The organism is Paracoccus versutus (assembly GCF_000763885.1).
GTDB classification, from domain to species: domain Bacteria; phylum Pseudomonadota; class Alphaproteobacteria; order Rhodobacterales; family Rhodobacteraceae; genus Paracoccus; species Paracoccus versutus.
In genome coordinates, this window is sequence record NZ_JRKO01000068.1 from 1 (window position 1) to 24,143 (window position 24,143).

At 68.0% G+C, this 24,143-nt stretch carries 21 protein-coding genes and 1 pseudogene; 7 read left to right on the forward strand and 15 right to left on the reverse strand.

Going from position 1 to position 24,143, the window contains the following annotated elements; translation table 11 throughout:
- The 8 genes and pseudogenes from IT40_RS28955 to IT40_RS22600 all read right to left on the reverse strand — a co-directional run.
- Positions 1–137: FAD-dependent oxidoreductase (locus IT40_RS28955; protein WP_157034098.1), on the reverse strand; the 137-nt coding region annotated here is incomplete at its 3' end.
- Positions 138–268: 131 nt separating this feature from the next.
- Positions 269–424, reverse strand: a complete 156-nt coding sequence (locus IT40_RS22570; protein WP_157034099.1) for a hypothetical protein — start codon at positions 422–424, stop codon at positions 269–271.
- 255 nt (positions 425–679) lie between these two features.
- Positions 680–2,146, reverse strand: coding sequence for an aldehyde dehydrogenase (locus IT40_RS22575; protein ID WP_036759983.1), 1,467 nt, complete (start codon positions 2,144–2,146; stop codon positions 680–682).
- A 16-nt stretch (positions 2,147–2,162) separates the two neighbouring features.
- Positions 2,163–2,933: pseudogene (locus tag IT40_RS29755) on the reverse strand (SDR family NAD(P)-dependent oxidoreductase).
- A 16-nt stretch (positions 2,934–2,949) separates the two neighbouring features.
- On the reverse strand, positions 2,950–4,449 hold the full coding sequence (locus tag IT40_RS22585) for an aldehyde dehydrogenase family protein (RefSeq protein ID WP_036759967.1): 1,500 nt from the start codon (positions 4,447–4,449) through the stop codon (positions 2,950–2,952).
- A 130-nt stretch (positions 4,450–4,579) separates the two neighbouring features.
- Positions 4,580–5,071, reverse strand: a complete 492-nt coding sequence (locus IT40_RS28960) for a hypothetical protein (protein ID WP_147307340.1) — start codon at positions 5,069–5,071, stop codon at positions 4,580–4,582.
- 193 nt (positions 5,072–5,264) lie between these two features.
- The gene (locus IT40_RS22595; RefSeq protein ID WP_036759968.1) at positions 5,265–6,518 is read right to left on the reverse strand and encodes a CaiB/BaiF CoA transferase family protein; all 1,254 of its coding nucleotides are present in this window, start codon (positions 6,516–6,518) and stop codon (positions 5,265–5,267) included.
- Between the two features lie 69 nt (positions 6,519–6,587).
- On the reverse strand, positions 6,588–7,676 hold the full coding sequence (locus tag IT40_RS22600) for an NAD(P)H-dependent flavin oxidoreductase (RefSeq protein WP_036759969.1): 1,089 nt from the start codon (positions 7,674–7,676) through the stop codon (positions 6,588–6,590).
- Positions 7,677–7,998: 322 nt separating this feature from the next.
- Between IT40_RS22600 and IT40_RS22605 the strand changes: the two genes are divergently transcribed.
- Both IT40_RS22605 and leuA read left to right on the forward strand, forming a co-directional pair.
- Positions 7,999–9,213 carry an acetyl-CoA C-acetyltransferase gene (locus tag IT40_RS22605; protein WP_036759970.1) on the forward strand — a complete coding sequence of 405 codons (1,215 nt, stop codon included), beginning with the start codon at positions 7,999–8,001 and terminating at the stop codon, positions 9,211–9,213.
- Between the two features lie 499 nt (positions 9,214–9,712).
- A complete protein-coding gene (gene leuA, locus IT40_RS22610) occupies positions 9,713–11,422 on the forward strand; it encodes a 2-isopropylmalate synthase (protein WP_036759985.1) in 1,710 nt (569 codons plus the stop codon).
- Between the two features lie 33 nt (positions 11,423–11,455).
- Here the strand turns inward: leuA and IT40_RS22615 are convergent, their stop codons facing one another.
- From IT40_RS22615 to IT40_RS22645, 7 genes are read right to left on the reverse strand one after another with little or no spacing between them, the layout of a single operon-like run.
- Positions 11,456–12,640: a CaiB/BaiF CoA transferase family protein gene (locus tag IT40_RS22615; RefSeq protein ID WP_036759971.1), complete on the reverse strand. Its 1,185-nt coding sequence runs from the start codon at positions 12,638–12,640 to the stop codon at positions 11,456–11,458.
- Positions 12,641–12,685: 45 nt separating this feature from the next.
- Complete coding sequence (locus IT40_RS22620) at positions 12,686–13,876, reverse strand: MFS transporter (RefSeq protein ID WP_036759972.1); 1,191 nt, start codon at positions 13,874–13,876, stop codon at positions 12,686–12,688.
- Positions 13,877–13,893: 17 nt separating this feature from the next.
- Positions 13,894–14,685 carry an enoyl-CoA hydratase-related protein gene (locus IT40_RS22625; protein ID WP_036759973.1) on the reverse strand — a complete coding sequence of 264 codons (792 nt, stop codon included), beginning with the start codon at positions 14,683–14,685 and terminating at the stop codon, positions 13,894–13,896.
- Between the two features lies 1 nt (position 14,686).
- Positions 14,687–15,178 carry a MaoC family dehydratase gene (locus IT40_RS22630; protein ID WP_052096235.1) on the reverse strand — a complete coding sequence of 164 codons (492 nt, stop codon included), beginning with the start codon at positions 15,176–15,178 and terminating at the stop codon, positions 14,687–14,689.
- Positions 15,179–15,198: 20 nt separating this feature from the next.
- The gene (locus tag IT40_RS22635) at positions 15,199–16,071 is read right to left on the reverse strand and encodes an HpcH/HpaI aldolase/citrate lyase family protein (protein ID WP_036759974.1); all 873 of its coding nucleotides are present in this window, start codon (positions 16,069–16,071) and stop codon (positions 15,199–15,201) included.
- A 24-nt stretch (positions 16,072–16,095) separates the two neighbouring features.
- Positions 16,096–17,586, reverse strand: a complete 1,491-nt coding sequence (locus IT40_RS22640) for a 3-hydroxyacyl-CoA dehydrogenase (protein WP_036759976.1) — start codon at positions 17,584–17,586, stop codon at positions 16,096–16,098.
- Between the two features lie 10 nt (positions 17,587–17,596).
- Entirely contained in the window at positions 17,597–18,367 is a 771-nt protein-coding gene (locus tag IT40_RS22645) for an enoyl-CoA hydratase-related protein (protein WP_036759977.1), read from the reverse strand.
- Between the two features lie 465 nt (positions 18,368–18,832).
- On the opposite strand from IT40_RS22645, the gene IT40_RS22650 reads away from it, so the two are divergent.
- The 5 genes from IT40_RS22650 to IT40_RS22670 all read left to right on the forward strand — a co-directional run.
- Complete coding sequence (locus IT40_RS22650; protein ID WP_036759979.1) at positions 18,833–20,338, forward strand: aldehyde dehydrogenase family protein; 1,506 nt, start codon at positions 18,833–18,835, stop codon at positions 20,336–20,338.
- A 64-nt stretch (positions 20,339–20,402) separates the two neighbouring features.
- On the forward strand, positions 20,403–21,656 hold the full coding sequence (locus tag IT40_RS22655) for a CaiB/BaiF CoA transferase family protein (protein WP_052096237.1): 1,254 nt from the start codon (positions 20,403–20,405) through the stop codon (positions 21,654–21,656).
- 45 nt (positions 21,657–21,701) lie between these two features.
- The gene (locus tag IT40_RS22660; RefSeq protein ID WP_036759980.1) at positions 21,702–22,856 is read left to right on the forward strand and encodes a CaiB/BaiF CoA transferase family protein; all 1,155 of its coding nucleotides are present in this window, start codon (positions 21,702–21,704) and stop codon (positions 22,854–22,856) included.
- Positions 22,857–23,168: 312 nt separating this feature from the next.
- Positions 23,169–23,684 (forward strand): TRAP transporter small permease, encoded by a 516-nt coding sequence (locus tag IT40_RS22665; protein WP_147278962.1) that lies wholly within the window; start codon positions 23,169–23,171, stop codon positions 23,682–23,684.
- The coding region (locus IT40_RS22670; protein WP_036759982.1) for a TRAP transporter large permease subunit at positions 23,681–24,143 on the forward strand (463 nt) is incomplete at its 3' end. The genes IT40_RS22665 and IT40_RS22670, both read left to right, overlap by 4 nt.

Here is a 24,143-nt window from a genome sequence, read left to right on the forward strand (position 1 = left end):
TCCGAGCCCTTCTCCAGCAGCACCACCGAAAGCTCCGGGTTCACCTGCTTCAGCCGGATCGCCGCCGACAGCCCCGCCGGGCCGCCGCCGACGATCACAACGTCGTATTCCATCGACTCGCGTTCAACTTCGGACATGGCTCGGCCTCCCTGGCTGGCTGGTGGCGGTTGCGGGGCGCGGGTCGGGGGGCTCTGCCCCCCGCGCCCCTGCGGCCCCTCGATGGGGCCGCTGGGGCGCTCCCCCCGGAGTATTTGCGGAACAGAGAAGTTCAGAGCTTGCCGGTCAGTTCCGGCACCAGGCTGAACAGGTCGCCCACCAACCCGTAGTCGGCGATCTTGTCGGCCTGCCCTTTCCATGACGCGGCCCGCTCGGCGAAGAGGCTGGTGATGCTGAAGCCATCCCCCATGACCAGCCTGTCGCTCATGGCCTGGATCTCGGCGTCCAACCATCGGCAGGGATTGCGCCGACCGCTGGCGCCCACCTGGGCCATTGCGGCACGGGCATCTTGCGGCCGGGTCCGCATCGAAAGCGCCGGGGCCCGCAGGAAAGGCGGTGATCTGCCTATGCGCCAGCTTCCGCGGGATTCTCTTCGCGGCGCCGGCGACCGGGACGGCACGCGTCGGGGCCGGTGTCGAGGGGGTCAGGCGGGGCATGGTCGTCTCTTCCGAAAATGCCGCGGTCAGGCGAAGGTTTCCGCGTAAGCTGCGGGCAGGCCGATGGATTTCATCTCGACATAGGCGTCGAAGCCCTCGATCGCCGCCTCGCGGCCGATGCCGGACTTCTTGAAGCCGCCGAGCGGAGAGTAGAACCCCGCCCCGGCGCCGTTGATGTCGACCGAGCCGGTGCGGATGCGGCGTGCGACCGCGACCGCATGGCCGTCGTCGCCCGAAAAGACCGAGCCGTGCAGCCCGTATTGCGAATTATTGGCGATGGCCACCGCCTCGTCCTCGCTGTCGTAGTTCAGCACGGCGAGGACCGGGCCGAAGATCTCTTCCTGCGCGATGGTCGCGTTCTGGTCGACGTCGGCGAAGATCGTCGGCTCGACGAACCAGCCGTGGCCCAGGTGGCCGGGGCGGCCGCCGCCGAGGACGAGCGTCGCGCCCTCGGCCCTGCCCCTGGCGACATAGCCCTCGACCCGGTCGCGCTGGCGGGCGCTGACCATCGGGCCGATCTCGGTCGCCGGGTCCATCGGGTCCCCTACCGGCATGGTGCCGACCATGGCCGTCAGGGCATCCAGGATTTCGTCGCGGCGCCGCCGCGGCACCAGGATCCGGGTCTTGTTGCTGCACACCTGCCCCGAATTGCGCAAGGAGGCAAGGCGCAGGTTCTCGACCGCTTTGGGGATATCGGCATCGTCGAGGATGATCGCCGCCGACTTGCCGCCCAGCTCCAGCGTGATACGGCGGATCTCCTGCCCGCAAAGCCCGCCCAGGCGCTGCCCGGCGGCGGTCGAGCCAGTGAAGCTGACCTTGTCCACGCCCGGATGCAGGCACAGGTATTCGCTGGTCTCGCGGTCGGCGGGCAGCACGTTGACCGTGCCCGGCGGCAGCCCGGCCTGTTGCACCAGCTCGGCCAGCAGATAGGCGTTGACCGGGGTTTCCGGCGCCGGCTTGAGGATGACGGTATTGCCGCAGAGCAGCGCCGGAGTCATCTTCAGGATCGCCAGCAGCAGCGGCGCGTTCCAGGGCACCACGGCGGCGACCACGCCCATCGGCTCGCGCAGCACCAGCCCGTTGCCAAGCGGCGTGTGGCGCAGGTCGCTGAACGGGTATTGCGGCGCCAGGTCGAAGAACACGTCCATCAGCACCCTGGGGCCGGCGGCCTGCATCCATTGCGAGGTGCTGATCGGGCAGCCGTTCTCAGCCGTGACCAGCCTGGCGATCAGATCCTGCCGCTCGGCGATCAGGTCGCGCAGCCGGGCCAGCACCTCGATCCGCTCGGCCAGCGCCATGCGCGGCCAGGGGCCGTGGTCGAAGGCCATGCGGGCGGCGGCCACGGCGCGGTCGGCATCGGCCCTGTCGCCCGAGACCACGCTGGCGACCGGCTCTTCAGTCATGGGCGAGATCACCTCGACGAAGGTGCCGGAACTGGGTGCCACCCATTCGCCGCCGATGAACAGCCTGTCGGTTCGTCCTTGCCAGATCATGTCGTCCCCCATCCCGTCAGCGGCAGGTGTAGCCGCCGTCCACCGGCAGCGCGATGCCGGTGACGAAGGACGCGTCGTCCGACAGCAGCCACAGCGCGCCATGCGCGATCTCGATGGGTTGCGCGGCGCGGCCCATCGGCACGATGGCCATCAGCTTCTGGCGGTTCTCCTCGGTCTTGTCCTCGTCGCCCTTGCGGCCGAAGAACAAGGGCAGCATCGGCGTGTCCACCGGGCCGGGGCAGATCGCGTTCACGCGGATGCCGTCCGCGGCATAGCGCTGCGCCAGCGACATGGTCAGGCCGATCACGCCGAATTTCGCCATGGAATAGATCGGGGCCATCATCGAGCCGACCAGCCCGCCCACCGACGAGGTAAACAGGATCGAGCCGCCGCCGCGCTGGCGCATCAGCGGGCCGGCCGCCGCGGCGCATTGCACCGCCGAGGTCAGGTTCAGGTTGACGGTAAAGTCGTAATCCGCCTTCTCCATCTCCTCGAATTGCGCGGGGCCGGGCGTGCCGGCATGGGCCTAGAGCAGGTCCAGCCCGCCCAGCCAATCGGCGGCCTCGCGGATCACCCGGCCGCATTCCTCGGGCCTGGACAGGTCGGCGATGAAGCCCCTGGCCTTGCCGCCCGCTGCCAGGATCTCGTCCACCACCGCCTGCGTCCGCTCGGGGTGGATGTCGACCACCGCGACGGTCGCGCCTTCCTGCGCAAAAAGCTTGCAGCCGGCGGCGCCCATGCCCGAGGCGGCGGCGGTCACGATGGCGCGCTTGTCCTTGAGGCGCATGTCCCGGTTCTCCCCGTCAGATGTCGAGATTGAAATTAATGGTCTTCAGTTCGGTGAAGGCCTCGATGGCCGGCCAGCCGCCCTCGCGCCCGATGCCCGAGCGCCTGACGCCGCCCATCGGCGCGTTGGGGATGCTGGCATAGCCGTTGATGCCGACCGAGCCCGAGCGGATGGCGCGCGCCACTCGGAAGGCCTGCGTCACGTCGGCGGTCCAGAGCGTCCCGGCCAGCCCGTATTCGCTGTCGTTGGCGATGCGGATCGCCTCTTCCTCGGTCTCGAAGGGGATGACCGACAGGACCGGGCCGAAGATCTCTTCGCGGGCGATGCGCATGTCGTTGGTCACGCCCACGAACATGGCCGGGTTGACCCAGTTGCCGTTCGCCAGCTCGCCGCCGGGCCGGTCGCCGCCGAAGGCCAGCGTCGCGCCCTCGGCCTTGCCACTTTCGACGAAGCCCAGCACGCGTTCCAGATGCGCCCTGGTGATCATCGGCGCCGAGGTGGTGGCGGCGTCGAAGGGATTGCCGAAGCGGACGTTCCTGACCTGCTCGGTCGCGTGGTGGACGAATTCGTCCAGCACCGAGACATGCACCAGCGCCCGGCTGGAGGTCGAGCAGACCTGCCCCGACAGGAAGGTGGAACACAGCCCCAACAGCGTGGTCGCCGCCCCCGCGACGCTGCGCGCCTGCGGAAAGACGATGCCCGCGCTTTTCCCGCCCAGTTCCAGCGACAGCCGCTTCATGTTCAGCCCGCTGGCATTGGCGATCCGTTCGCCCACCGCGGCCGAGCCGGTGAAGCTGACCTTGTCCACGCCGGGATGGCCGGCCAGCGCCGCGCCGGTCTCGCCCGCGCCGGTGACGAAGTTGAACACGCCCTCGGGCAGGTCGCTTTCGGCAAGGATCTGCGCCAGCCGCGTGGCGGCGAGGTTGGTGTTCTCGGACGGTTTCAGCACCACGGTGCAGCCGCAGGCCAGCGCCGGCCCCGCCTTCATCGCGAACATCGCCAGCGGCGCGTTCCAGGCGGTGATCAGCCCGGCGACGCCCACCGGCTCGCGAAAGCTCATGTAATGGAAGTTCGAGGCGTCCGAGAATTGCGGATAGGTCTCGCCGGTGATCTTGTCGATCCAGCCGGCGTAATGGTCGAAGATGTCGGCGCAGGCCTTGCCCGACAGGCGCGAGCTGCGGCTGAAATGATAGGGAATGCCGTTGTCCAGCGTCTGCAGCTGCGCGAGCTCCTCCTCGGCGTCGTAGATGCGTTCGATGATGCGCTGCAGCATGCGCTTGCGGTCCTGCGCCGCCATGCGCGGCCAGGGCCCTTCGTCAAAGGCCCGGCGGGCGGCGGCGACGGCCATGTCCACGCCGCGCCGACCGGCCTCGGCAAAGCTGGTCATCACCTCGTTGGTCGCGGGACTGACCTGGTCGAAGCGCGGACCGTCCCAGTCCACCCACCTGCCGCCGATGAACATGCGCCCCGGTTGCACCCCAAGCCGGTCCCGGACATCCAACAGACTGAAAGACATGGTTTCCCCTCCCCCCTTGCAAGCCATGCCCGGTCTGCCGGGGGACACCCCTGCGGCCAGCACATCGATCTTGCGAATTCCCCATGCGCGGCCCTGCGCCGCGCCCTCGCGCAAATCTACTTTTAGGAATTTAATTTTGCAATACGAAATTATGGTATGCCCTGGGAATCCCGCTGGCCGCCCCGGCGGGCGGTGCCCTCAATACGACTTCGCCAGGCCGAGTCTCTTCTCGACGATGTTGGACAGAATGAGCTGCGGGGTGATCGGGGCGATATAAAGGATCATGACCTCGCGCATGAAGCGCTCGACATGGTATTCCTTGGCATAGCTCTAGCCGCCATGGGTCAGCATCGCGTTCTGGCAGGTCGCCACCGCCGCCTGCAAGGCCAGAAGCTTCGCCGCATTCGTCTTTGAAACCGCAGGGCTTGCCTTCATCCCACAGCCTTGCGGCATGCAGCATCATCAGCTTCGCCCAGTTCTGCGCCAAGGGATGCCGGATGCCCTTGTTCTGGCCGATGGGCCGGTCAAAGACCGCCTGCACCGCGCCGCCCGCTTCCGCCATGGCGCAAAAGACCGCCGCCTCGGTGATGCCGATCCCGGCCCCGCCATAGGCCTCGGGCATGGCGATGCCCAGCCGCCGCCGCACAGGCGCCGAAGACCTCGGGGAAGCAACCCTAGCGACCACGTTCCGGCCAGCAGTCGGGGCCGAATTTCGACGCGATCCGCAGCGCCGCGTCCCGGATCGCCTGCTGGTCCGGGACCGGGATGGTCGCCATGGGGGCGCTCGCAAGCCGGCGCGCCCCCCTGGCGCAAGATCAGATCACCTTGCGCGCCTTGAGTTCGGCCAGGGCGGCATCATCCAGCCCCAGCAACTGCCCCAGCACCCCGGCATTGTCCGATCCCAGCAGCGCCGCCGGCCGTTCCAGCCCCACGGCGGAACCCGACATGTGGATCGGCACCCCGCCCCCGACGGCGTCGATCTTGCCGTCCACCGGATGTTCCAGCTGCTGCAGGGTGCCGGCGGCGAAGAGCGCGGGGTCGGACAGGCTTTCCAGCGCCGTGCGCACCGGCACGCAGGGCACGCTGCGTTCGGTCGCCAGCATGCGGATCACCTCCTCCGAGCTGTGCTGGCTGGTCCAGTCCTCGATCAGCCGGTTCAGCACGTCCGCATTCGTCGCCCTGGGCCCGCGCGAGGCAAAGCGCGGATCCTCGATCAGCTCCGGCCGGCCCATCGCCTCGAAGATCGAGCGCGTCCAGGCATCGTTGGCCGCGGCGATCGAGACATGGCCGTCGCGGGTCGCATAGACGCCGAAGGGCGTCAGCCGGTTGTGATAATTCCCGGACCGCGCCGGGAAGCCGTGGCGCTGGAACACGTCGAAATGCTCGAAGGCCAGCAGCGAGCTGAGGCATTCCAGCATCGAGACGACGACATGCTGGCCCTTGCCCGTCCGGTCGCGCTGGCGCAGCGCCGCCTGCACCCCGATCACCGCGTAAAGCGGCGCCAGCAGGTCGCTGATCGGCAGGCCGAAGCGCATGGGCGGGCCGTCCTGGTAGCCGGTGGTGTCCATCGCCCCGCTCAGCGCCTGCACGGTGATGTCCATGGCCTTGACGCCGGGATAAAGGCTGGGCCGGCCCAGCCCGGTGACGGAGCCGTAGACGATGCGCGGGTTGATCTTGCGCAGCGTCTCGTAATCGACGCCCAGCCGCTCGACCACGCCGTCGCTGAGGTTCTCGAAGACCACATCCGCATGCTTGACCAGTTCGTGGAAGATGCGCCGGCCGTCGTCGGTCTTGAGATCCAGCGAGACCGATTTCTTCGAGCGCGCGCGGGCAAGGATCGACAGCGAGATGTCGCCATCCTCCAGCGCGTCGAAATGGATGCCGTCCTTGCCGTGGAAGGGCGGGTTGAAGCGGGCGATGTCGCCGCCCTGAGGCGCCTCGATCTTGATGACCTCGGCCCCCAGCCCCGCCAGCAGCAGCGTGCCGTAAGGCCCCGCCAGCGCAACGGTCAGGTCGAGAACCCGCACCCCTTCCAGCGGGCGCGGCGCGGTCGCAGTCTGTTCGGTCAAGATAATCCCCCCTTCGCTCGATGCCCGTTCCGGCCGCGCGATCCCCGCGGCCGGAACGATGCCTGTTTCTCAGCCGAACTGAACCCGGTTTTGCAGGCTCGAAAGCTGCGCCACGGTTTCCTCGACCAGCCGCTCCAGCACCGCGCCCGCGGGCAGGATGTCGCGGATCACGCTGGACCCCTGCCCCGCCGGCAGCGCCTGGTGGTCCTTGAGGTCGGCCGCGGCGGCGGCAAAGCGCACCGGACCCTGCGCCTTGCGCTGCAAGGGATAGGGCAGCATCTCGTCCTCGTGGCCTTCCCAGACCTCGGTGTAGCGGTTCTTGATCTGGCGGACGTAGAGGCCGTCGAACAGCAGCGAGCGGATGGTCTGGTCGTAATCGGCCTCGACGATGGACTGCTTGTAGTTCGGGCCCACGCTCGATTCCGGGGTGGCGATGAAGCGGGTGCCGACCCAGACGCCCTGCGCCCCCGCGGTCAGAAGGCCGGCGATCTGCGCGCCGTTGACGATGCCGCCCGCCGCCACCACCGGGACGGTAGCGAATTCCAGCACTTCGGCCAGCAGGGTGTTCAGGCCCACGTCGCCGGTATGGCCGCCGCCCTCGGTGCCCTGCACCACCACCACGTCGGCGCCGTTGCGGATGGCCGAACGGGCATGGCGGGCCGAGCCGACAACGCTGATCACCTTGGCCCCGTTTTCATGGCAGGCCTCGACCGCCCATTTCGGCGTGCCGAGCGCGCAGGCCACCACCTCGACCTTGTGACGGAAGCAGATCTCCAGCTTTTCCTTGGCGTCCTCGATGCTCATGGCCTGGTCGTCGACGGGCTTCACCTCGACGCCCAGTTCCTCGATCTCCTTTTGCAGCCGTTCCAGCGGCTCGGGCATCTTGTCCAGCTGGACCTCGGACAGATCCTTGGGCGCGCGGGCGGGAAAGCCGATGTCGACGCAGAGCGGCTTGTCGGTGATGCTGCGCACCAGCTTGATCTCTTCCTCGACCCGCGCCGGCGTGGGCGAGATCGCGGCGATGGTGCCAAGCCCGCCCGCCTTGGACACGGCCGCGGCCAGCGGGCCGAAGGCGACCCCGCCCATGCCGGCCTGAAGGATCGGCACCTCGATGTTCAGCAGGTCGCAAAGCGGGGTGCGCAATTTCTTGTTCGCCATAGGACGAATCCTCCCAAAAGAAGCGGCGCGAGGCCGCGATGAACGATCCGGGCTTCGCGGCCCGGCTTGGCGGATGCACCGGCGCAGGACGCCTGATTCTCTGCCGGAAATGCCGCGATCACGCCCTCCGCGGCACGATTTATATTTCGTATTGCGGAAGATGATTTCGTTCTATAGTTTATTCTTCGAGCCGTGGCAAGGGCGCAGTTGCCGCCGGACAGACGGAAAGGGCGCCCCGCCATCGCGGCCAGGGAATTCGGGAGCGGCAACGGCCTGCAGTGGCAATCGCAGGCCAGACAAGCGTCAGGAGAAAGAACAAGCGATGAAACGGGTTGTGATTTGCGAGCCGGTGCGCACGGCGGTGGGCGGCTATGGCGGCATGTACAAGGGCGTTCCGGCCACGCATCTGGGCCGGACGGTGATCGAGGCGGTGCTGGCCCGCACCGGCATCGACCCGGAAAGGATCGACGACGTGATCTTCGGCCAGTGCTATCCCAATGGCGAGGCGCCGGCGATCGGCCGGGTCGTGGCGCTGGACGCCGGCCTGCCGATCCGCACGCCGGGCATCCAGATCGACCGCCGCTGCGGCTCGGGCCTGCAGGCGGTGATCGACGCGGCCATGCGGGTGCAGACCGGCGCGGCCGAGATCGTGCTGGCCGGCGGCTGCGAAAGCATGAGCCGCGCCGAATATTACACCGAGGACATGCGCTGGGGCACCGGTGGCCGCCCGGCGCAGCTGCATGACCGGCTGGCGCGCGGCCGCGTCACCTCGGGCGGCTATCGCTATCCGGTGCCGGGCGGCATGCTGGAGACGGCCGAGAACCTGCGCCGCGAATATGCGATCCCGCGCGAGGAGCAGGACGAGCTGGCGGTGAACTCGCATCTGCGCGCGGCCGCCGCGGCCGATGACGGCCGCTTCGCCGAGGAAATCGTGCCGGTCACGGTCAAGGACAAGCGCAAGGGCGAGATCGTGCTGGACCGCGACGAACATGTCCGCCCCGACGTGACCCTGGAAAAGCTGGCCTCGCTCAGGCCGGTGATGCTGGGCTCGGACCCCGAATCGACGGTGACGGCCGGCAATGCCAGCGGCCAGAACGACGGCGCGGCGGTCTGCGTCGTCACCGACATCGACACCGCCGAAAAGCTGGGCCTGCGCCCCTATGGCGAGCTGGTGACATGGGCCGTGGCCGGGGTCGAGCCGCATCGCATGGGCATCGGCCCGGTGCCCTCGACCGCCAGGGCGCTGGCCCGCGCCGGGCTGGAGATGAAGGACATCGACCTGATCGAGCTGAACGAGGCTTTCGCCGCCCAGGCCCTGGCCTGCACCCGCGAATGGGGCTTCGGCAAGGCGGATTTCGAGCGGATGAATGTCAACGGCTCGGGCATTTCGCTGGGCCATCCGGTCGGCGCGACCGGGGTGCGCATCCTGACCACCATGCTGCGCGAGATGCGCCGGCGCGAGGCGCAATACGGGCTGGAAACCATGTGCATCGGCGGCGGCCAAGGCCTGACCGCGATCTTCAAGCGGGTCGCGTGAACCGCAAGCCGGGGCGGCACCTTCGCCCCGGCCCCCCAGGCTCGGCCTGCGATGAACCGGCCGCCGATCTGCTCGGCGACCACACTGGCCAGCGCCAGATTGCGCCGGATCGCGAGGACGTGGCGCGGGATGTCCAGCGCGCAGGAGCCGTTTTCGCGAACTGCGCGAGCGGCTTTCGACCGTGGCCGGCATCTTCCGCGGCAGCCAGATGGTCGCCATCATCCGCGCGCTGATCTCGGCGCTGTGGCTCTTGCGCTGGACGAGCCGACGGGGTGGCGCATCCGATCCGCGAGTTCGCCGGCATGGGCGTGGCACCCTGCCGATCGAACAGAATGCCGAAATCGCGCTTTCCCTTGCGGATTACGGCCATGTCCTTGAAAACGGCCGCGTTACCCGGCAGGATCGCGCCGATGGCCCTGGGCCGATTCCGCCGTGCAAAACGCCGGTCTTGGCGTATGATCGCAAGGGAAAAGATGAATACCGCCTCGGAGGAATGCAGATGACCGCGCCAGCAAGCGCACCGGCCGGCATGGCCAACGCCCCGGTCAAATACGAACCCTATCCCCGCATCGAACTGGCCGACCGCACCTGGCCGGACAAGCGGATCACCCAGCCGCCCACCTGGTGTTCCGTCGACCTGCGCGACGGCAACCAGGCGCTGGTGAACCCGATGGGCCAGGACCGCAAGGCGCGGATGCTGGCCCTGCTGCTCGACATGGGCTTCAAGGAGATCGAGATCGGCTTCCCCTCGGCCTCCGAAACCGATTTCGGCTTCACCCGCTGGGCGATCGAGCATGGCAACGTGCCCGAGGACGTGCGCATGCAGGTGCTGGTCCAGTGCCGGCCCGAACTGATCGCCCGCACCTTCGAGGCGCTGGAAGGCGCCAGATCGCCCATCGTGCATTTCTACAACTCGACCAGCGAACTGCAGCGCCGGGTGGTGTTCGAAAAGGACGTGGCCGGCATCAAGCAGATCGCCACCGACGCCGCCAAGCTGATCACCGACATGGCGGCGAAGGCCGGCGGCGATTTCCAGTTCGAATATTCGCCCGAAAGCTTCACCGGCACCGAACTGGAGGTGGCGCTGGAGATCTGCAACGCCGTGACCGAGATCGTCCGGCCCACGCCCGAGCGCAAGCTGATCCTGAACCTGCCCGCCACCGTCGAGATGTCGACGCCGAACCTTTATGCCGACGCCATCGAATGGATGGGGCGCAATCTCGACCGCCGCGATTCGATCACGCTGTCGCTGCATCCGCACAACGACCGCGGCACCGCCGTCGCCGCCACGGAACTGGCGCTGATGGCCGGGGCCGAGCGGGTCGAGGGCACGCTCTTCGGCAATGGCGAGCGGACGGGGAACGTCGACCTGGTGACGCTGGCGCTGAACATGTACACGCAGGGCGTCGATCCGGGGCTGGATTGCAGCGACATCAACCGGCTCAAGGACGTCTACGAATATTCCAACCAGATGCCGGTGGGCGAGCGTCACCCCTATGTCGGCGAGTTGGTCTATACCGCCTTTTCCGGTTCACACCAGGATGCGATCAACAAGGGGATGAAGGCGCTGCGCAAGGCCAACAAGCCGCAATGGGAGGTGCCCTACCTGCCCATCGACCCGCAGGACCTGGGCCGCAGCTACGAGGCGATCATCCGCATCAACTCGCAATCGGGCAAGGGCGGCATCGCCTATGTCATGCAGGCCGACTATGGCTTCCACCTGCCGCGCGGGCTGCAGGTCGAATTCGCCGGCGAGGTGCAGGCCGTGACCGATGCCGAGGGGACCGAGCTGACCTCGGAGCAGATCCACGGCCTTTTCACCCGGCATTATGTCGACCAGCCGGCGGGACGGCTGAAATTCGTCGACCACGTCACCATCCCCGCCATGTCGGCCGACAAGGGGCATCGCCGCCTGGTCGAGGCCACGATCCTGGACCGGGGCAATCCGGTCAAGATCTCGGGCTCGGGCACGGGGCCGGTCGATGGTTTCGTGCATGCCCTGTCAACCTGGCTCGGCACCGAGATCACCGTGGCGGATTATTCCGAGCATTCGATCTCGGGCGGGTCGGATGCGAATGCGGTGTGCTACATGGTGATCGAGCATCCGCAGGGCAAAACCTGGGGCGTCGGGATCGACAGCAATATCGTCGCCGCCTCGCTGGCCGCGGTGGTGTCGGCGGTGAACCGCATCCTGCCGGGCCAGCGCTGAAGCATCGGGCAGGGCCGGGCGCCCTGCCCCTTCCTAGACGATGCCGTCGCTTCTGAGCCGGGCGATCTCGGCTTCGGAAATCCCCAGCTGGCCCAGCAGTTCATCCGTATGCGCGCCAAGCGCCGGGGCGGGGCGGACCGCGGTCGCGTCCATGCCCGTGACCGTCGCCAGCGGCCGGGCGACGGGCAGCGGGCCCGGCAAGGCCGGGTGATCCATCCAGTTCAGGAACCCTTCGGCCAGGCCGAACTCGGGTTCCAGCACCTGCGCCGGGCGCAGCAGCCGCGTGACCGGGATGCGCGCGGCCTGCAGCGCCGCCAGGCATTCCTCGACCGTGCGGGTCGCGCACCAGGCGCCCATGATGCGGCTGAGTTCCTCGCCATTGTCGCCGCGCAGGATGTCGGTGGCAAAGCGCGGATCGTCCAGCAATTCGGGGCGCCCGACCAGCCTGGCCCAGCGGCGGAACATGCCTTGCCCGATCACCTGGGTCAGCACCCAGCCGTCCCTGGCCGCGAACAGGTCCGAGGGCCCGGCGATGGGGCTGCGGTTGCCGGTCGGCACCCGGCTGCGGGCGCCGGTGGCTTCCTCCATCAGCATCGGCGTGGTCATGGTCAGCGCCGTGCCGATCAGCGAGGTCTCGACCAGGCTGCCCTGCCCCGTGCGCAGCTTGCGGATGATCGCGCCCAGCGTGCCATAGGCGCAACTGATCGCGGTGCCGTAATCGACATAGGAGGTCGCGGCACGGAACGGCTGGCCCGGCTGGCCCGACAGCCAGATCGCGCCGCTGACCGACTGCCCGGTGCCGTCGAAGCCGCTGGCATTGCGGTTCGGGCCACTCATCCCCCAGGCCGTCGCCACAGTCAGGATGATGTCGGGCTTGACGGCGCGCAGGCTGTCGTAGTCCAGCCCCTGCTGCGCCAGCGCGGCGGGCGGGGCGTTGGCGATCACCACGTCCGCCGTCTCGACCAGCCGGCGGGCCAGCGCGCGGCCCTCGTCCCTGGTCAGGTCCAGCGTCAGCGACCGCTTGCCGCGGTTCGACTGCAGGAACAGCGCGCCCTCGCCCTCGGGCGTCACCGGCATCAGGTAGCGGTCGTCGGCGCCTGCGGGGGGCTCGATGCGGATCACCTCGGCCCCCATGTCGCCCAGCATGGCGGCGCAGAACGGCCCGGCGATGTAGCGGCCGAAATCCAGCACCCGGATACCGTCGAGAATGGTCGTCATGTCTGCGTGTCCTTCATGCAAGATCAGGTGGATGCGGGCGGTTCCTCATGGCTTTCGCGACAGCCCTATCGCCCCCAGCATCAGCAGGGCCAGCATCCAGGACATGACCGCGCCGCCCAGCCGGGCCGCAAGCAACCCCAGCCCCAGCGGCATCAGCGTCTGGATGACATTGGTCAGGGTCATCGACAGGCCGATGGCCTCGTTCACCCGGCGCGGCGGCGCGACCGAATAGATCACGCTCAGCACGAAAGGCACGCTCATGCCCAGCACCAGGCCCAGGGCGGCATTGAGCGCGGCAAAGGAGGCAGAGCCCGCCATGGCCGGCAGCGCGGCGTAAAGGATGGCGCCGACCCCCAGCATGGCCGAGATCGCGACATGCGCCCGGACATGGCGGCTGATCGGCCCGGTCAGCAGCCGCGAGACCACGGTGCCGATGGCGAAGGCGCCAAGCGCCAGCCCGGCCTGCGAGGCCGACATGCCGATCTCGGCCGCGTGCAGGGCGACGATGAAGGGAAAGATCGTCACCACGCTGCTGGTCACGCTGCTGACCGCCAGCCAGCGCATGAGGCTGGGCACCCGCACCAGTTCGCGGATGCGGGGCCGGGCCGCGGCCGCGTCGCGCAAGGTGGTCCAGCACGTGAACAGATGCCCCGGCAGCATCAGCCCGCAAAGCGCCAGGACGGCGAAGGCGCCGATCGACAGCACCGCCCAGTCCTTGCCGTAATGCTCCAGCGTGACGCCCGCGACCATGGGGCCGACGAACTGGAACACCGAATAGGCCGCGATCAGCAGGCCCAGGTTGCGGGTGCGCTGTTCGGGCGGGCCGATCTCGCCCACGGCGCGGGTGGTGGCCACATGGGAAAACACCGTGCCGCAGCCGATCAGCCCAGCCATGGCCAGCAGCATCGCCGGCCGGCCCCACAGGTTCGGCAGCAGGCTGGCGACGCCGATCAGCAGCGAGGCCAGCACCATCGGCACCAGCGTTCCCGAGCGATCCACCCACCGCCCGAAACCCACGTTGAAGACGATGGGCAAGGCGGTGAACATGGCGGCGATCAGCCCCACGAAGCCGGGGCTCGCGCCCGCCTGCATGGCGATCATCGGCAGGATCAGCCGGGCCGTCATCAAGGGCGCGTTGTTCATGCAGCCGATGAACACCGTCAGCAGGAAGCCCCAGGGCCCGCCACCCTGCCGCGAGGCCATGGGCGGCAGGCTCTCATCCATCATCGCCGTCATGCGCTGCCTTTACCGCCCTACCATTGCCGGAAGTCCGGCTTGCGCTTTTCGCGAAAGGCGCGGCCGCCCTCCTTGGATTCCTCGGTGCGGTAGTAAAGGCTCAGCGCCTGCATCCCCAAGGCGCCGATGCCGCGGATGTTCTCGCTGTCGGCGTTGAAGCTGCGCTTGGCGATGGCGATGGCGGTGGGGCTGTGACCCATGATCTCGTCGCACCACCGGCGCACCTCGGCGTCCAGCTGGTCGTCGGGGACAACGGCATTCACCAGCCCCATCGCCAGCGCGTCCTGCGCCTTGTAGCGGCGGCACATGTACCAGATCTCGCGCGCCTTCTTCTCGCCGACGATGCGGGCCAGATAGGCGGTGCCGAAGCCGGGATCGACCGAGCCGACCTTGGGACCGACCTGGCCGAAGACCGCGTTCTCGGACGCAATGGTCATGTCGCAAAGCGTCGCCAGCACGTTGCCGCCGCCGATGGCATAGCCGCGCACCTTGGCGATGACCGGCTGCGGCACGTCGCGGATCAGCGATTGCAGATCCTCGACCGGCACGCCGATCACGCCGCGCCCGCCATAGCCGTCGCCGTCACCCTCGCCATGCGCCGACTGGTCGCCGCCGGTGCAAAAGGCGCGGCTGCCCGCGCCGGTCAGCACGATGACGCCGACATTCCTGTCGGCGCCGGCGCGGGTGAAGGCGTGGATCATCTCCTCGACGGTCTGGGCGCGAAAGGCGTTCATCACCTCGGGGCGGTTGATGGTGATGGTGGCCGCCCCGGCCTCGACCTCATAGAGGATGTCCCGGTAATCGCCCATCTCAGGCGGCCTTTGCCGGGCGCTTGGACATCAGGCCCTGGCGGCGCAGGACGGCGACCGTCTCGCCGCGCTGGTTGATGCCGCGATGCTCGAAATCGACGATGCCGGCATCGGGGCGCGACTTCGATTCGCGCCGGCCCAGGACTTCGGTCTCGACATAGATCGTGTCGCCGAAGAACACGGGCTTGGGGAACTTGATGTCGGAAAAGCCCAGGTTCGCCAGCGTCGTGCCCAGCGTGACGTCGGCGACCTGGATGCCGCAAAGCAGCGACAGCGTGAACATGCTGTTCACGATCCGGGTCTTGAACATCTGCGTCTTGCAATATTCCTCGTCCAGGTGCAGCCAGGCCGAGTTATGCGTCAGCGCGCTGAACAGCAGGTTGTCGGTTTCCGTCACGGTGCGGGTGATCGCGCTCTTGATCACCAGGCCCGGCTCCAGATCCTCATACCATTTCCCGGTGGCGAGGGCGGCGTAATCGACTTGATGCGACATGGTGGGTTCCTTTCGTTGGATTACTTGAACGAGCCGGCGAGTTCGATGATCTCGCGCGCGGTTTTCACATGGGCGATGTCGATATGCTCGCCGTCATACATGACCGAGGCGCGGCCCTGCGCCATCGCCGCGTCCAGCGCGTCGATCATGCCCTGGTAATAGGCGACCTCGTCGGCATCGGGGGTATAGGTGCGGTTCACCGTCTCGACCTGCATCGGGTGCAGCACCAGCTCGCCCGACATGCCCAGCTGGCGGTCCAGCCTGGAGGCCTTTTCCAGCCCCTCCAGATCCTTGATCTGCTGCCAGATGCCGCCGATCGGCTGCTTGCCGGCGGCGCGGGCGGCCATGACGACGCGCGATTTCAGGTAATCCGACTCGCGCCCGTCGGCGGTCCAGACGAAGCGCAGGGCACGGGCCATGTCGGCATTCTTGGCGGTGGCGCCGACGATGGCCGCGACGCGCGGATGCTCGGCGATCTCGAAGCACAGCTGCATCGAGCGCGCGGTCTCCAGCAGCGGGATCAGCTTGACGGTGCCGATCTCGATATTCGCCCGCGCCTCGGCCTCGGCGATCATGCACGATGCCATGTGGATGTCCTCGGGGCCCCAGGGCTTCGAGATCACCAGCCCCTCGACGCCCGGCTGCACCACGGCCAGGATGTCGTCGAGGTCGTAGATATGCGCGCTGCGGTTGATGCGCACCCAGATGCGATGGCCCTGCGCGACCAGCTCCGGGATCTTGCCGGCGACCAGGGCGCGGGCGGCCTGTTTCTCGGCATGGGGCACCGAATCCTCGAGATCGAGGATCAGCGCGTCGGCGCCGGCCTTGGCGCCTTTCTCCAGCATGGATTCCTTGTTGCCGGGGACGAAAAGCAGCGAGCGGATGGGTTTCATTCGGGTCTCCTCCTGAATGACGGTTTACGGCCGGGCCTGCAAAGGCAGGTCCAGGAATGCGCGGCGGCGCAGCCACAGGCTGGGGCGATAGCGGTCCGATCCGGTGACGGCTTGCAGGTTTTCCAGCGTCTCCAGCACCTTGCCCGCACCGATCCGGTCGCCCAGCTCCAGGGGGCCGAAGGGATAGTTCAGCCCCAGCTTCATCGCGGTCTCGATGTCGGCGGGCGAGCCGACGCCGGTCTGGGCCATTTCGCAGCCCAGGTTCACGATCATCGCCAGGATGCGCTGCGCGACGAAGCCGGGCGAATCCTGCACGATCTCGACCCGGTAGCCGACGGCGGCCAGCCACTCGGCGACGGGTTGCAGCGCGGTCGAGGCGACCGGCGGCGTCATCAGCGTCAGCACGCCGCGCTCGGCGCCCGAGAAATCCACCGCCACCACCCGCTCGGCCGGCAGGCGCAGGCGGGCGGCGACGGTGGTCGCATCCTCGCCCCAGGGGCTGACGAGGATCGGGTCGGCGTCAGCGGCACTTTCCAGCCCGCGCGCGGCCAGCGCATCGAAGCCCGGATGCGCCTCGGCGACATGGGCGCGGAAGGGGGCACGGCCCGGCTCGGGCGGTTCGGGCGCGGCAGGCTTCGCCGCACCTTCGGAATAGTCGTAGAAGCCGCGACCCACCTTGCGGCCGTAAAGCCCGGCCTCGAACATGCGCTCGTGGCGCGGCGCGGTCTTCAGGCGCGGGTCGTATTGATGGCCCTGGTGGATGAAGCCGGTGACGGGAAAGTTCACGTCGATGCCGGTCAGGTCCATCAGCGCGAAGGGCCCCATGCGAAAGCCGCAGCCCGCGGTCATGATCCGGTCGATCTGCTCGGGGGAGGCCACGCCTTCGGCCTCGATATGCAGCGCCTCGGTATAGAAGGCGCGCCCGCCCAGGTTGACCAGGAAGCCCGGCCCGTCCTTGGCCACCACCGCGACCTTGCCCATGCGGCCGACCAGGTCGGTCGCCAGCTGCATGACCTCCGGGCGGGTCGCGGGGCCGGCGATGACCTCGACCAGCTTCATCAGCGGCACGGGGTTGAAGAAATGCATGCCACAGATGCGCTGACGATGCCGGCAGGCCCGGCCGATGGCGGCGATGGACAGCGACGAGGTATTCGAAGCCAGCACCGCCGTTTCCGGCACGACCTCTTCCAGCTGCCGGAACAGGGCCTGCTTGACCTCGAGGTTCTCGACGATGGCCTCGATCACCAGGCCCGCGGGGGCCAGATCGGCCAGGTCGCTTGCGATGCGCAGGCGGGACTTGGCATGGGCCGCGTCCTGCGCGCCCATCTGGCCCTTTTCGGCCAGGCGGTCCAGCCGGGCGTGGATGTCGGCCTGGGCCTTGGCCAGGGCCTCGGGGCGGGTGTCGTAAAGCACGGTCTGAAACCCGCTGGCCGCCAGCACCTGCGCGATGCCTGCGCCCATGATGCCGGCGCCGATCACCCCGACGACGGACAGGCCAGAAACAGAATAAGTCATCGCAACCCCATCATTTTCCGGTAAAGCTCGGCTCGCGCTTCTCAAGGAAGGCGCCCATGCCCTCGCGCTGGTCGGCGGTGGCGAAAAGCATCTGGAACAGCCGGTTCTCGATCATCAGGGCGGTCTCCAGCGGGGCATTGTCGCCGGCGCGGATCGCCTCGCGGATCGCCGTCACCGCCTTGGCGGGCTGCGCCGCGATCTTGCGCGCCAGGACGACCGAGCGTTCCATCACCTGATCGTCCGGCACGACTTCGGAAACGATGCCCATGGCCTCGGCCTGCGCGGCCGTGAAGGCCTCGCCCGTCAGCAGCCAGCGCAGCGCCCGCGCCTTGCCGGCCGCCCGCAGGAAGCGCTGCGTGCCGCCCGCGCCGGGCATGATGCCCACCCGCACCTCGGGCTGGGCGAAGATCGCCCCCTGCCCGGCTACCACCAGGTCGCACATCATCGCCAGTTCGCAGCCGCCGCCCAGGGCATAGCCGCGCACCGCCGCGATCAGCGGCTTGCCACAGGCGTCGCAGGCGCGGCGCATCACCGCCAGATCCTCGAACCGCGGGTCCAGCGGCACCATGTCGGCCAGTTCGCCAAGATCGGCCCCGGCCGCAAAGGCCCTTTCATCGCCGCCGATGACGATGGCCCGGATGTCGTCGTCGGCATCCAGCGCCTGGACGGCATCCGCGACGCCCTTGCGCAGGGAAATGCTCAGCGCGTTGCGCCGGGCGGGACGGTTCAGCAGGACCAGCCCCACCCTGCCTTCCAGTTTCTCGACTTGCACTTCGGACATGATGCCTCCGCTTGAACCTCCACGCCCCCCGAGGCGCCGAAGACGCCCCTTTCGTTTTCCGGGGTCACTTTTCCGGTGAATCCCATCCGGGCCGCAGGGAACGCGGGATCATTCCGGCGCCCGTTCATCACCATATATTTCGAAATCATCTTCTGCAATGCAAAACTAAGATCAAGTGAAATCCCGCCTCACTTTGCAGAATTTAGTATTGCATAGCGGAATATCTACAGGCAATCTTGCAATCAAGCGGAAATCGTCGGGCATGCGATTCGCAAGAACGCAAGCGCCGGCGCATCCGTTTGCGCGCCGATCACGGGCAAGGATCACGGGCGGGCGCGGCTCGCAGCAGGCCGGAGGATCTTGGGGAGAGATCATGGATCTGTCGCAAGGCAGCCGCCTTCGACACTCCGGCGCTGATCACCGCGGCGGCCAAGGCCCCGCATCCGACGAACATGGGAGGACAGGATGACACTCGCGAACCAAGCCGATCTGCACCCCGAACACCCCGGCATGAAGGCCGCGCGCCGGTGGCTTGCCGGCGGCGCCAAGAAGCTGCTGATCGACGGCAACTGGGTCGAGGCGCAATCGGGCAGGACCATCGAGGTGCTGAACCCCGCGACCGAGGAAGAGCTGGCCCGCATCGCCGAGGGCGACAAGGCCGATGTCGATGCCGCCGTCGCCGCCGCGCGCCGCGCCTTCGACGCGCCGGAATGGAAGGGCATCTCGCCCCATGCCCGCACCCGCGTGCTGCTGGCCATCGCCGATGCGGTGGAGCGCCACAAGGACGAGCTTTCTGCGCTGGAGACGCTCGACAACGGCATGCCGACCTGGTTCAGCGGCGCGGCGGTAAACATGTGCATCGACGCCATCCGCTATTACGCCGGCTGGCCCAGCAAGATCCTGGGCACCACCAACCCGACCGATGCCTCGAACTTCATCTATACCCTGCGCGAGCCGGTGGGGGTCTGCGGCCAGATCAACCCCTGGAACGTGCCGCTGCTGCTGGTGGCGCTGAAGATCGCGCCGCCCTTGGCCTGCGGCAATACCGTGGTGCTGAAACCCTCGGAACTGGCCTCGCTGACCTCGCTGCGCATCGCGGAACTGGCTCAGGAAACCGGGCTGCTGCCGCCGGGCGTGCTGAACGTCGTGACCGGCTATGGCCAGACCGTCGGCGCGGCGATTTCCGAACATCCCGGCATCGACAAGGTGTCCTTCACCGGCTCGACCGCGGTCGGGCGCTCGATCCTGCTGGCCTCGGCCGGGAATTTCAAGCGCGTGACGCTGGAGCTGGGCGGCAAGTCCCCGAACATCATCTTTCCCGATGCCGACATGGACAAGGCCATCGCGGCGGCGGTGAACGGGTTCACCCGCAATTCCGGGCAGATCTGCTCGACCGGCAGCCGGCTCTTCGTGCATGAAAGCATCCATGACGAGGTCGCGCAGGAGATCAGCCGCATCGCCGGCGGGCTGAAGGTCGGCTCGCCCTTCGACACCGACACCAAGCTGGGCCCGGTGATCTCGGCCACGCAGCGCCAGCGGATCATGGGCTATGTCGATTCCGGCAACCAGGACGGCGCCAGCCTGATGACCGGCGGCTGCACCCTGGGCGAGCGCGGCTATTACGTCGCGCCCACGGTGTTTTCCGGCGTGACCAACCGGATGAAGATCGCGCGCGAGGAAATCTTCGGCCCGATCGTGGCGATCATCCCCTTCAAGGACGAAGAGGACGCGGTCTTCCAGGGCAACGACAGCACCTATGGCCTGGCCGCCGGCATCTGGACCCGCGACATCGGCCGCGCCCACAAGGTCGCCCGCGCCATCCGCGCCGGCCGCGTCTGGATCAACACCTTCGGCGAGACCGACCCGGTGATGCCCTTCGGCGGCTTCAAGCAATCGGGGATCGGGCGCGAGTTCGGCATCGATTCGATCATGGCCTATACCGAGACGAAATCGGTGCAGGTCCGCTTCTGACGGCCGCAAGCCGCCGCCGGATTGAACCGCCCCGCAAGGGGCGCAGAGAACGAAAGACGACGCCATGACCGACCTGAACACCGCCGCTGCCGGACTTTCCTCGATGCTGGGCATGCGCCCGCTGGAGGGCATCCGCGTGCTGACCGTCGAGAATTTCCTGGCCGCGCCCTATTGCTCGATGTGGCTGGCCGATGCCGGGGCCGAGGTGGTCAAGGTCGAGACCCGCGACGGCGGCGACATGGCCCGCCGGACCAGCCCGGTCCGGCAGGACGCCCAGGGCAACCCGCGCGGGTTGTCTCTGCTGCGCTCGAACCGCAACAAGAAAAGCATCACGCTGGACCTCAAGCACCCCGAGGGCAAGGCGCTGTTCACCGAACTGGCCAGAGAGGCCGACATCGTGGTCGAGAACCTGCGCGCCGGGGTGATGGACCGGCTGGGCATCGGCTATGCCGAGTTGAGCCGGATCAACCCCAAGCTGATCTATGTCGCCATCTCCGGCTTTGGGCAAAAGCATGTCCTGCCCAGCCCCTTCATCGACTATCCCGCCTTCGACATCGTCGGCCAGGCGCTGAGCGGGCTGATGAACCGGCCCGAACGCCAGGGCGACCGCCCGACCTACCTGGGCTTCTCGCTGGCCGACATCGAGGCCGGGATCCTGGGCGCCTATGGCGCGCTTCTGGCGCTGATCCAGCGCGGGCGCACCGGCAAGGGACAGATGATCGACATCTCGCTCTACGACGCCTGCCTGATCCTGAACGAGATCTCGGTGGCGATGTATTCGGGCCAGAAGACCAAATCCGCGCCGGGCCTGCATGCGGTGACCGCCCCCTTCGGCAGCTACGAGACGAAGGACGGCTATATCGTCATCGCGGTGCTGGGCGAGCATATCTGGCACCGCTTCTGCGAGGCGATCGGCATGCCCAGCCTCAAGGACGATCCGCGCTTCAAGGACGGCGTGTCGCGCAACCGCGAGAACGCGGCGCTGACGGCCGCCATCTCGCCCTGGCTGCTGGCCCGCACCCGGCGGGAGGCGCTGGACACGCTGCTGGCGGCGGGGGTTCCGGCGGCGGCGGTGAACGATGTCGAGGACGTGTTCGACTGCCCGCATGCCGCCGCGCGCGAGATGCTGGTCACGCTGGACGATCCGGTCTGGGGCAAGGTGCAGGTGGTGGGCAACCCGGTGAAGATGTCCGGCGTGCCGCCCATCGAGACCCGCCTGCCCCCGGCGCTTGGCGAGAATACCGACGAGGTGCTGCATGGCTGGCTGGGCGTGGACGACGCCCGCATCGCCGAACTGCGCGCGCGAAACGTGATCTGACCCCGCGGGCCTGGCGGCCTGCGGCAAAGCAAAGGGAATAGCGACATGACACAAGCAAAGGGGCCGCTGGCCGGGGTAAGGATCGTTCTGCTGGGCGGCATCGGGCCCTCGCCCTTCTGCGGGGCGCTGCTGTCGGACCTGGGCGCCGACGTGGTGCGCATCGACCGCCTCACCGCGACCGACGGCGGCTTGCCGGTCGATCCGCGCTTCAACCTGCTCAACCGCGGCCAGCGCAGCATCGCCATGGACCTGAAAAAGCCCGAGGCCATCGCGGCGGTCATGCGGCTGGTGGCCGGCGCCGATGCCGCGATCGAGGGCTTTCGCCCCGGCGCGGCCGAGCGGCTGGGCATCGGCCCCGACGCCTGCCTGGCGGTCAACCCCCGCCTCGTCTACGGCCGCATGACCGGCTGGGGCCAGGACGGCCCGCTGGCGCAGGAGCCGGGGCACGACATCAACTACATCTCGCTGACGGGCGTGCTGCACGCCATCGGCCGTGCGGGCGAGGCGCCGGTCCCGCCCCTGAACCTGGCCGGGGATTTCGGCGGCGGCTCGCTCTACCTGGCGCTGGGGCTGCTCAGCGGCATCATCGAGGCCCGCCGGTCCGGCAAGGGCCAGGTCGTCGATGCGGCCATGGTCGATGGCTCGGCCTCGCTGATGGGGCTGATCTACGGCATCCATGCCGCGGGCTATTGGCAGGACCGCCGCGGCGTGAACCGGCTGGACGGCGGCGCGCCCTTCTACAACGTCTATGAGACTGCGGACGGCAGGCATGTCAGCATCGGCGCCAACGAGGAACGGTTCTATGCCAATGCCGTCAGGCTGCTGGGACTGGAGGATGCCGGCCTGCCCGACCAGCACGACCAGTCGGGCTGGCCCCTGATGCGCGAGAAATTCGCCCAAGCCTTCAAGACCCGGACCCGCGACGAATGGGTGGCGCTGGCCGCCGGCAAGGAAGCCTGCATCACGCCGGTCCTGTCGCTCTCCGAGGCGCCGCAGGCGCCGCACCTGCGGGCGCGGGGCACCTTCGTCGAGATCGAGGGCGTGACCCAGCCCGCCCCGGCGCCGCGGTTCAGCCGCACGCCCGGCGCGATCCAGCGCCCGCCCGCGCGGCCCGGCCAGCATTCGGACGAGATCCTCGGCGACTGGGGCTTTTCGGCCGCGGAGATCGACGGGCTTCGCCGCGCCGCGGCCGTCGGCTGACAGCTTGTCCGGGCAGCAAGTAATTTCGCTATGCGATACTTATTTCTGCTTGACGGATCACCTTGCCCGCATGTAGCTTTTGCAGCAGGGAGAGCGTGGCATCGCGCAAGGGATCGCAGCCCGTCGGAGGATCGGCAAGGCGCCGGCGTGCCATTCCATGCTTTTGAAAGGAACTGACGCAGGACGACGTCAGCCCGCGAACCGGAGGCCGCTGCCTTCCGACCAGTCGATCGGAGCCCTGCATCAATCACAATCACCCGGCCATGCCCCGCGCCTGGCCGCTTCAAGGGGGGAGTTTCGTTGGGAAACGTCTTGTCTTGGCTGGAGCGACTTAGCCTGTCGCTCGCAGTCTTGTCCGTCACCCTGATCATGTTCATCGTGTCCTATGATGCGTTCTCGCGCTATGCGCTGCACGCGCCCTTGCCCTGGGCCTATGAGCTGATCACCTATTACCTGATGCTGGCCGGCACCTATTTCGCGGTCTCGGCCACCTTCACCGCCGGCGACCACATCAATATCGACCTGTTCCGCCATCTCATCGCCCCGCGCCTGCGGGCGCGGCTGGATGCGGCATGGTCGCTGCTGGGCGTGGTGATCTTCGGCATCGTCGCCTACGGGTCGTGGAGCGAGATGGCCCATGCCTACAGCCGCAACGAATTCCTGCCCGGCTACATCACCTGGCCGGCCTGGATGTCCTACCTGCCCATCGTGCTGGGCTTTGCCCTGCTGGTGGTGCGCATGGCGCTGCATGCCGCGCTGCTCATCGTCCATGGCCGCGACCCCCATGTCATCGAACATGGCAACGAACTCGAGGAGCATCACGAATGATCACCGGAACCATCCTGCTCCTGATGTTCGTGCTGCTGGCGCTGGGGATGCCGGTGGGCTTTACCCTTATCGCCTCGGGTGCGCTTGGCATCTACTGGATCGGCGGCGGATCGGCGCTGCTCGGCATTCTCTCCAGCATGCCCAAGGACAGCGCCTCGTCCTATGAATTCCTCGCCATCCCGATGTTCCTCTTGATGGCCGAATTCGTGCTGCGCTCGGGCGTCGCCGACGACCTGTTCCAGGCCGCGGCCGCGTGGTTCGGCCGCGTCCGCGGCGGGCTCGGCATCGCAACCGCGCTCGCCGGCGCAGGCTTCGGCGCCATCTGCGGATCCTCGACCGCATCCGCCGCCACGCTCGCCTCGACCTCGCTGCCGGCCATGCTGAAATACGGCTACGACAAGCGCATGGCATCGGGCGTCGTCGCCATCTCGGGCACGCTCGCCATGCTGATCCCGCCCT

What these genes read in the sequence shown, in the direction of transcription:
- IT40_RS22615 (WP_036759971.1), bottom strand. Translation starts at nt 12,640, where the DNA reads ATGACGACCATTCTCGACGGTATCCGGGTGCTGGATTTCGGCCGCTAC.
- IT40_RS22645 (WP_036759977.1), bottom strand. Translation starts at nt 18,367, where the DNA reads ATGTCCGAAGTGCAAGTCGAGAAACTGGAAGGCAGGGTGGGGCTGGTC.
- IT40_RS22570 (WP_157034099.1), bottom strand. Translation starts at nt 424, where the DNA reads ATGAGCGACAGGCTGGTCATGGGGGATGGCTTCAGCATCACCAGCCTC.
- IT40_RS28960 (WP_147307340.1), bottom strand. Translation starts at nt 5,071, where the DNA reads ATGCCCGAGGCCTATGGCGGGGCCGGGATCGGCATCACCGAGGCGGCG.
- IT40_RS22600 (WP_036759969.1), bottom strand. Translation starts at nt 7,676, where the DNA reads ATGGCGAACAAGAAATTGCGCACCCCGCTTTGCGACCTGCTGAACATC.
- IT40_RS22660 (WP_036759980.1), top strand. Translation starts at nt 21,702, where the DNA reads ATGACACAAGCAAAGGGGCCGCTGGCCGGGGTAAGGATCGTTCTGCTG.
- IT40_RS22575 (WP_036759983.1), bottom strand. Translation starts at nt 2,146, where the DNA reads ATGATCTGGCAAGGACGAACCGACAGGCTGTTCATCGGCGGCGAATGG.
- IT40_RS22655 (WP_052096237.1), top strand. Translation starts at nt 20,403, where the DNA reads ATGACCGACCTGAACACCGCCGCTGCCGGACTTTCCTCGATGCTGGGC.
- IT40_RS22650 (WP_036759979.1), top strand. Translation starts at nt 18,833, where the DNA reads ATGACACTCGCGAACCAAGCCGATCTGCACCCCGAACACCCCGGCATG.
- leuA (WP_036759985.1), top strand. Translation starts at nt 9,713, where the DNA reads ATGACCGCGCCAGCAAGCGCACCGGCCGGCATGGCCAACGCCCCGGTC.
- IT40_RS22635 (WP_036759974.1), bottom strand. Translation starts at nt 16,071, where the DNA reads ATGAAACCCATCCGCTCGCTGCTTTTCGTCCCCGGCAACAAGGAATCC.
- IT40_RS22630 (WP_052096235.1), bottom strand. Translation starts at nt 15,178, where the DNA reads ATGTCGCATCAAGTCGATTACGCCGCCCTCGCCACCGGGAAATGGTAT.
- IT40_RS22640 (WP_036759976.1), bottom strand. Translation starts at nt 17,586, where the DNA reads ATGACTTATTCTGTTTCTGGCCTGTCCGTCGTCGGGGTGATCGGCGCC.
- IT40_RS22625 (WP_036759973.1), bottom strand. Translation starts at nt 14,685, where the DNA reads ATGGGCGATTACCGGGACATCCTCTATGAGGTCGAGGCCGGGGCGGCC.
- IT40_RS22620 (WP_036759972.1), bottom strand. Translation starts at nt 13,876, where the DNA reads ATGACGGCGATGATGGATGAGAGCCTGCCGCCCATGGCCTCGCGGCAG.
- IT40_RS22605 (WP_036759970.1), top strand. Translation starts at nt 7,999, where the DNA reads ATGAAACGGGTTGTGATTTGCGAGCCGGTGCGCACGGCGGTGGGCGGC.
- IT40_RS22585 (WP_036759967.1), bottom strand. Translation starts at nt 4,449, where the DNA reads ATGTCTTTCAGTCTGTTGGATGTCCGGGACCGGCTTGGGGTGCAACCG.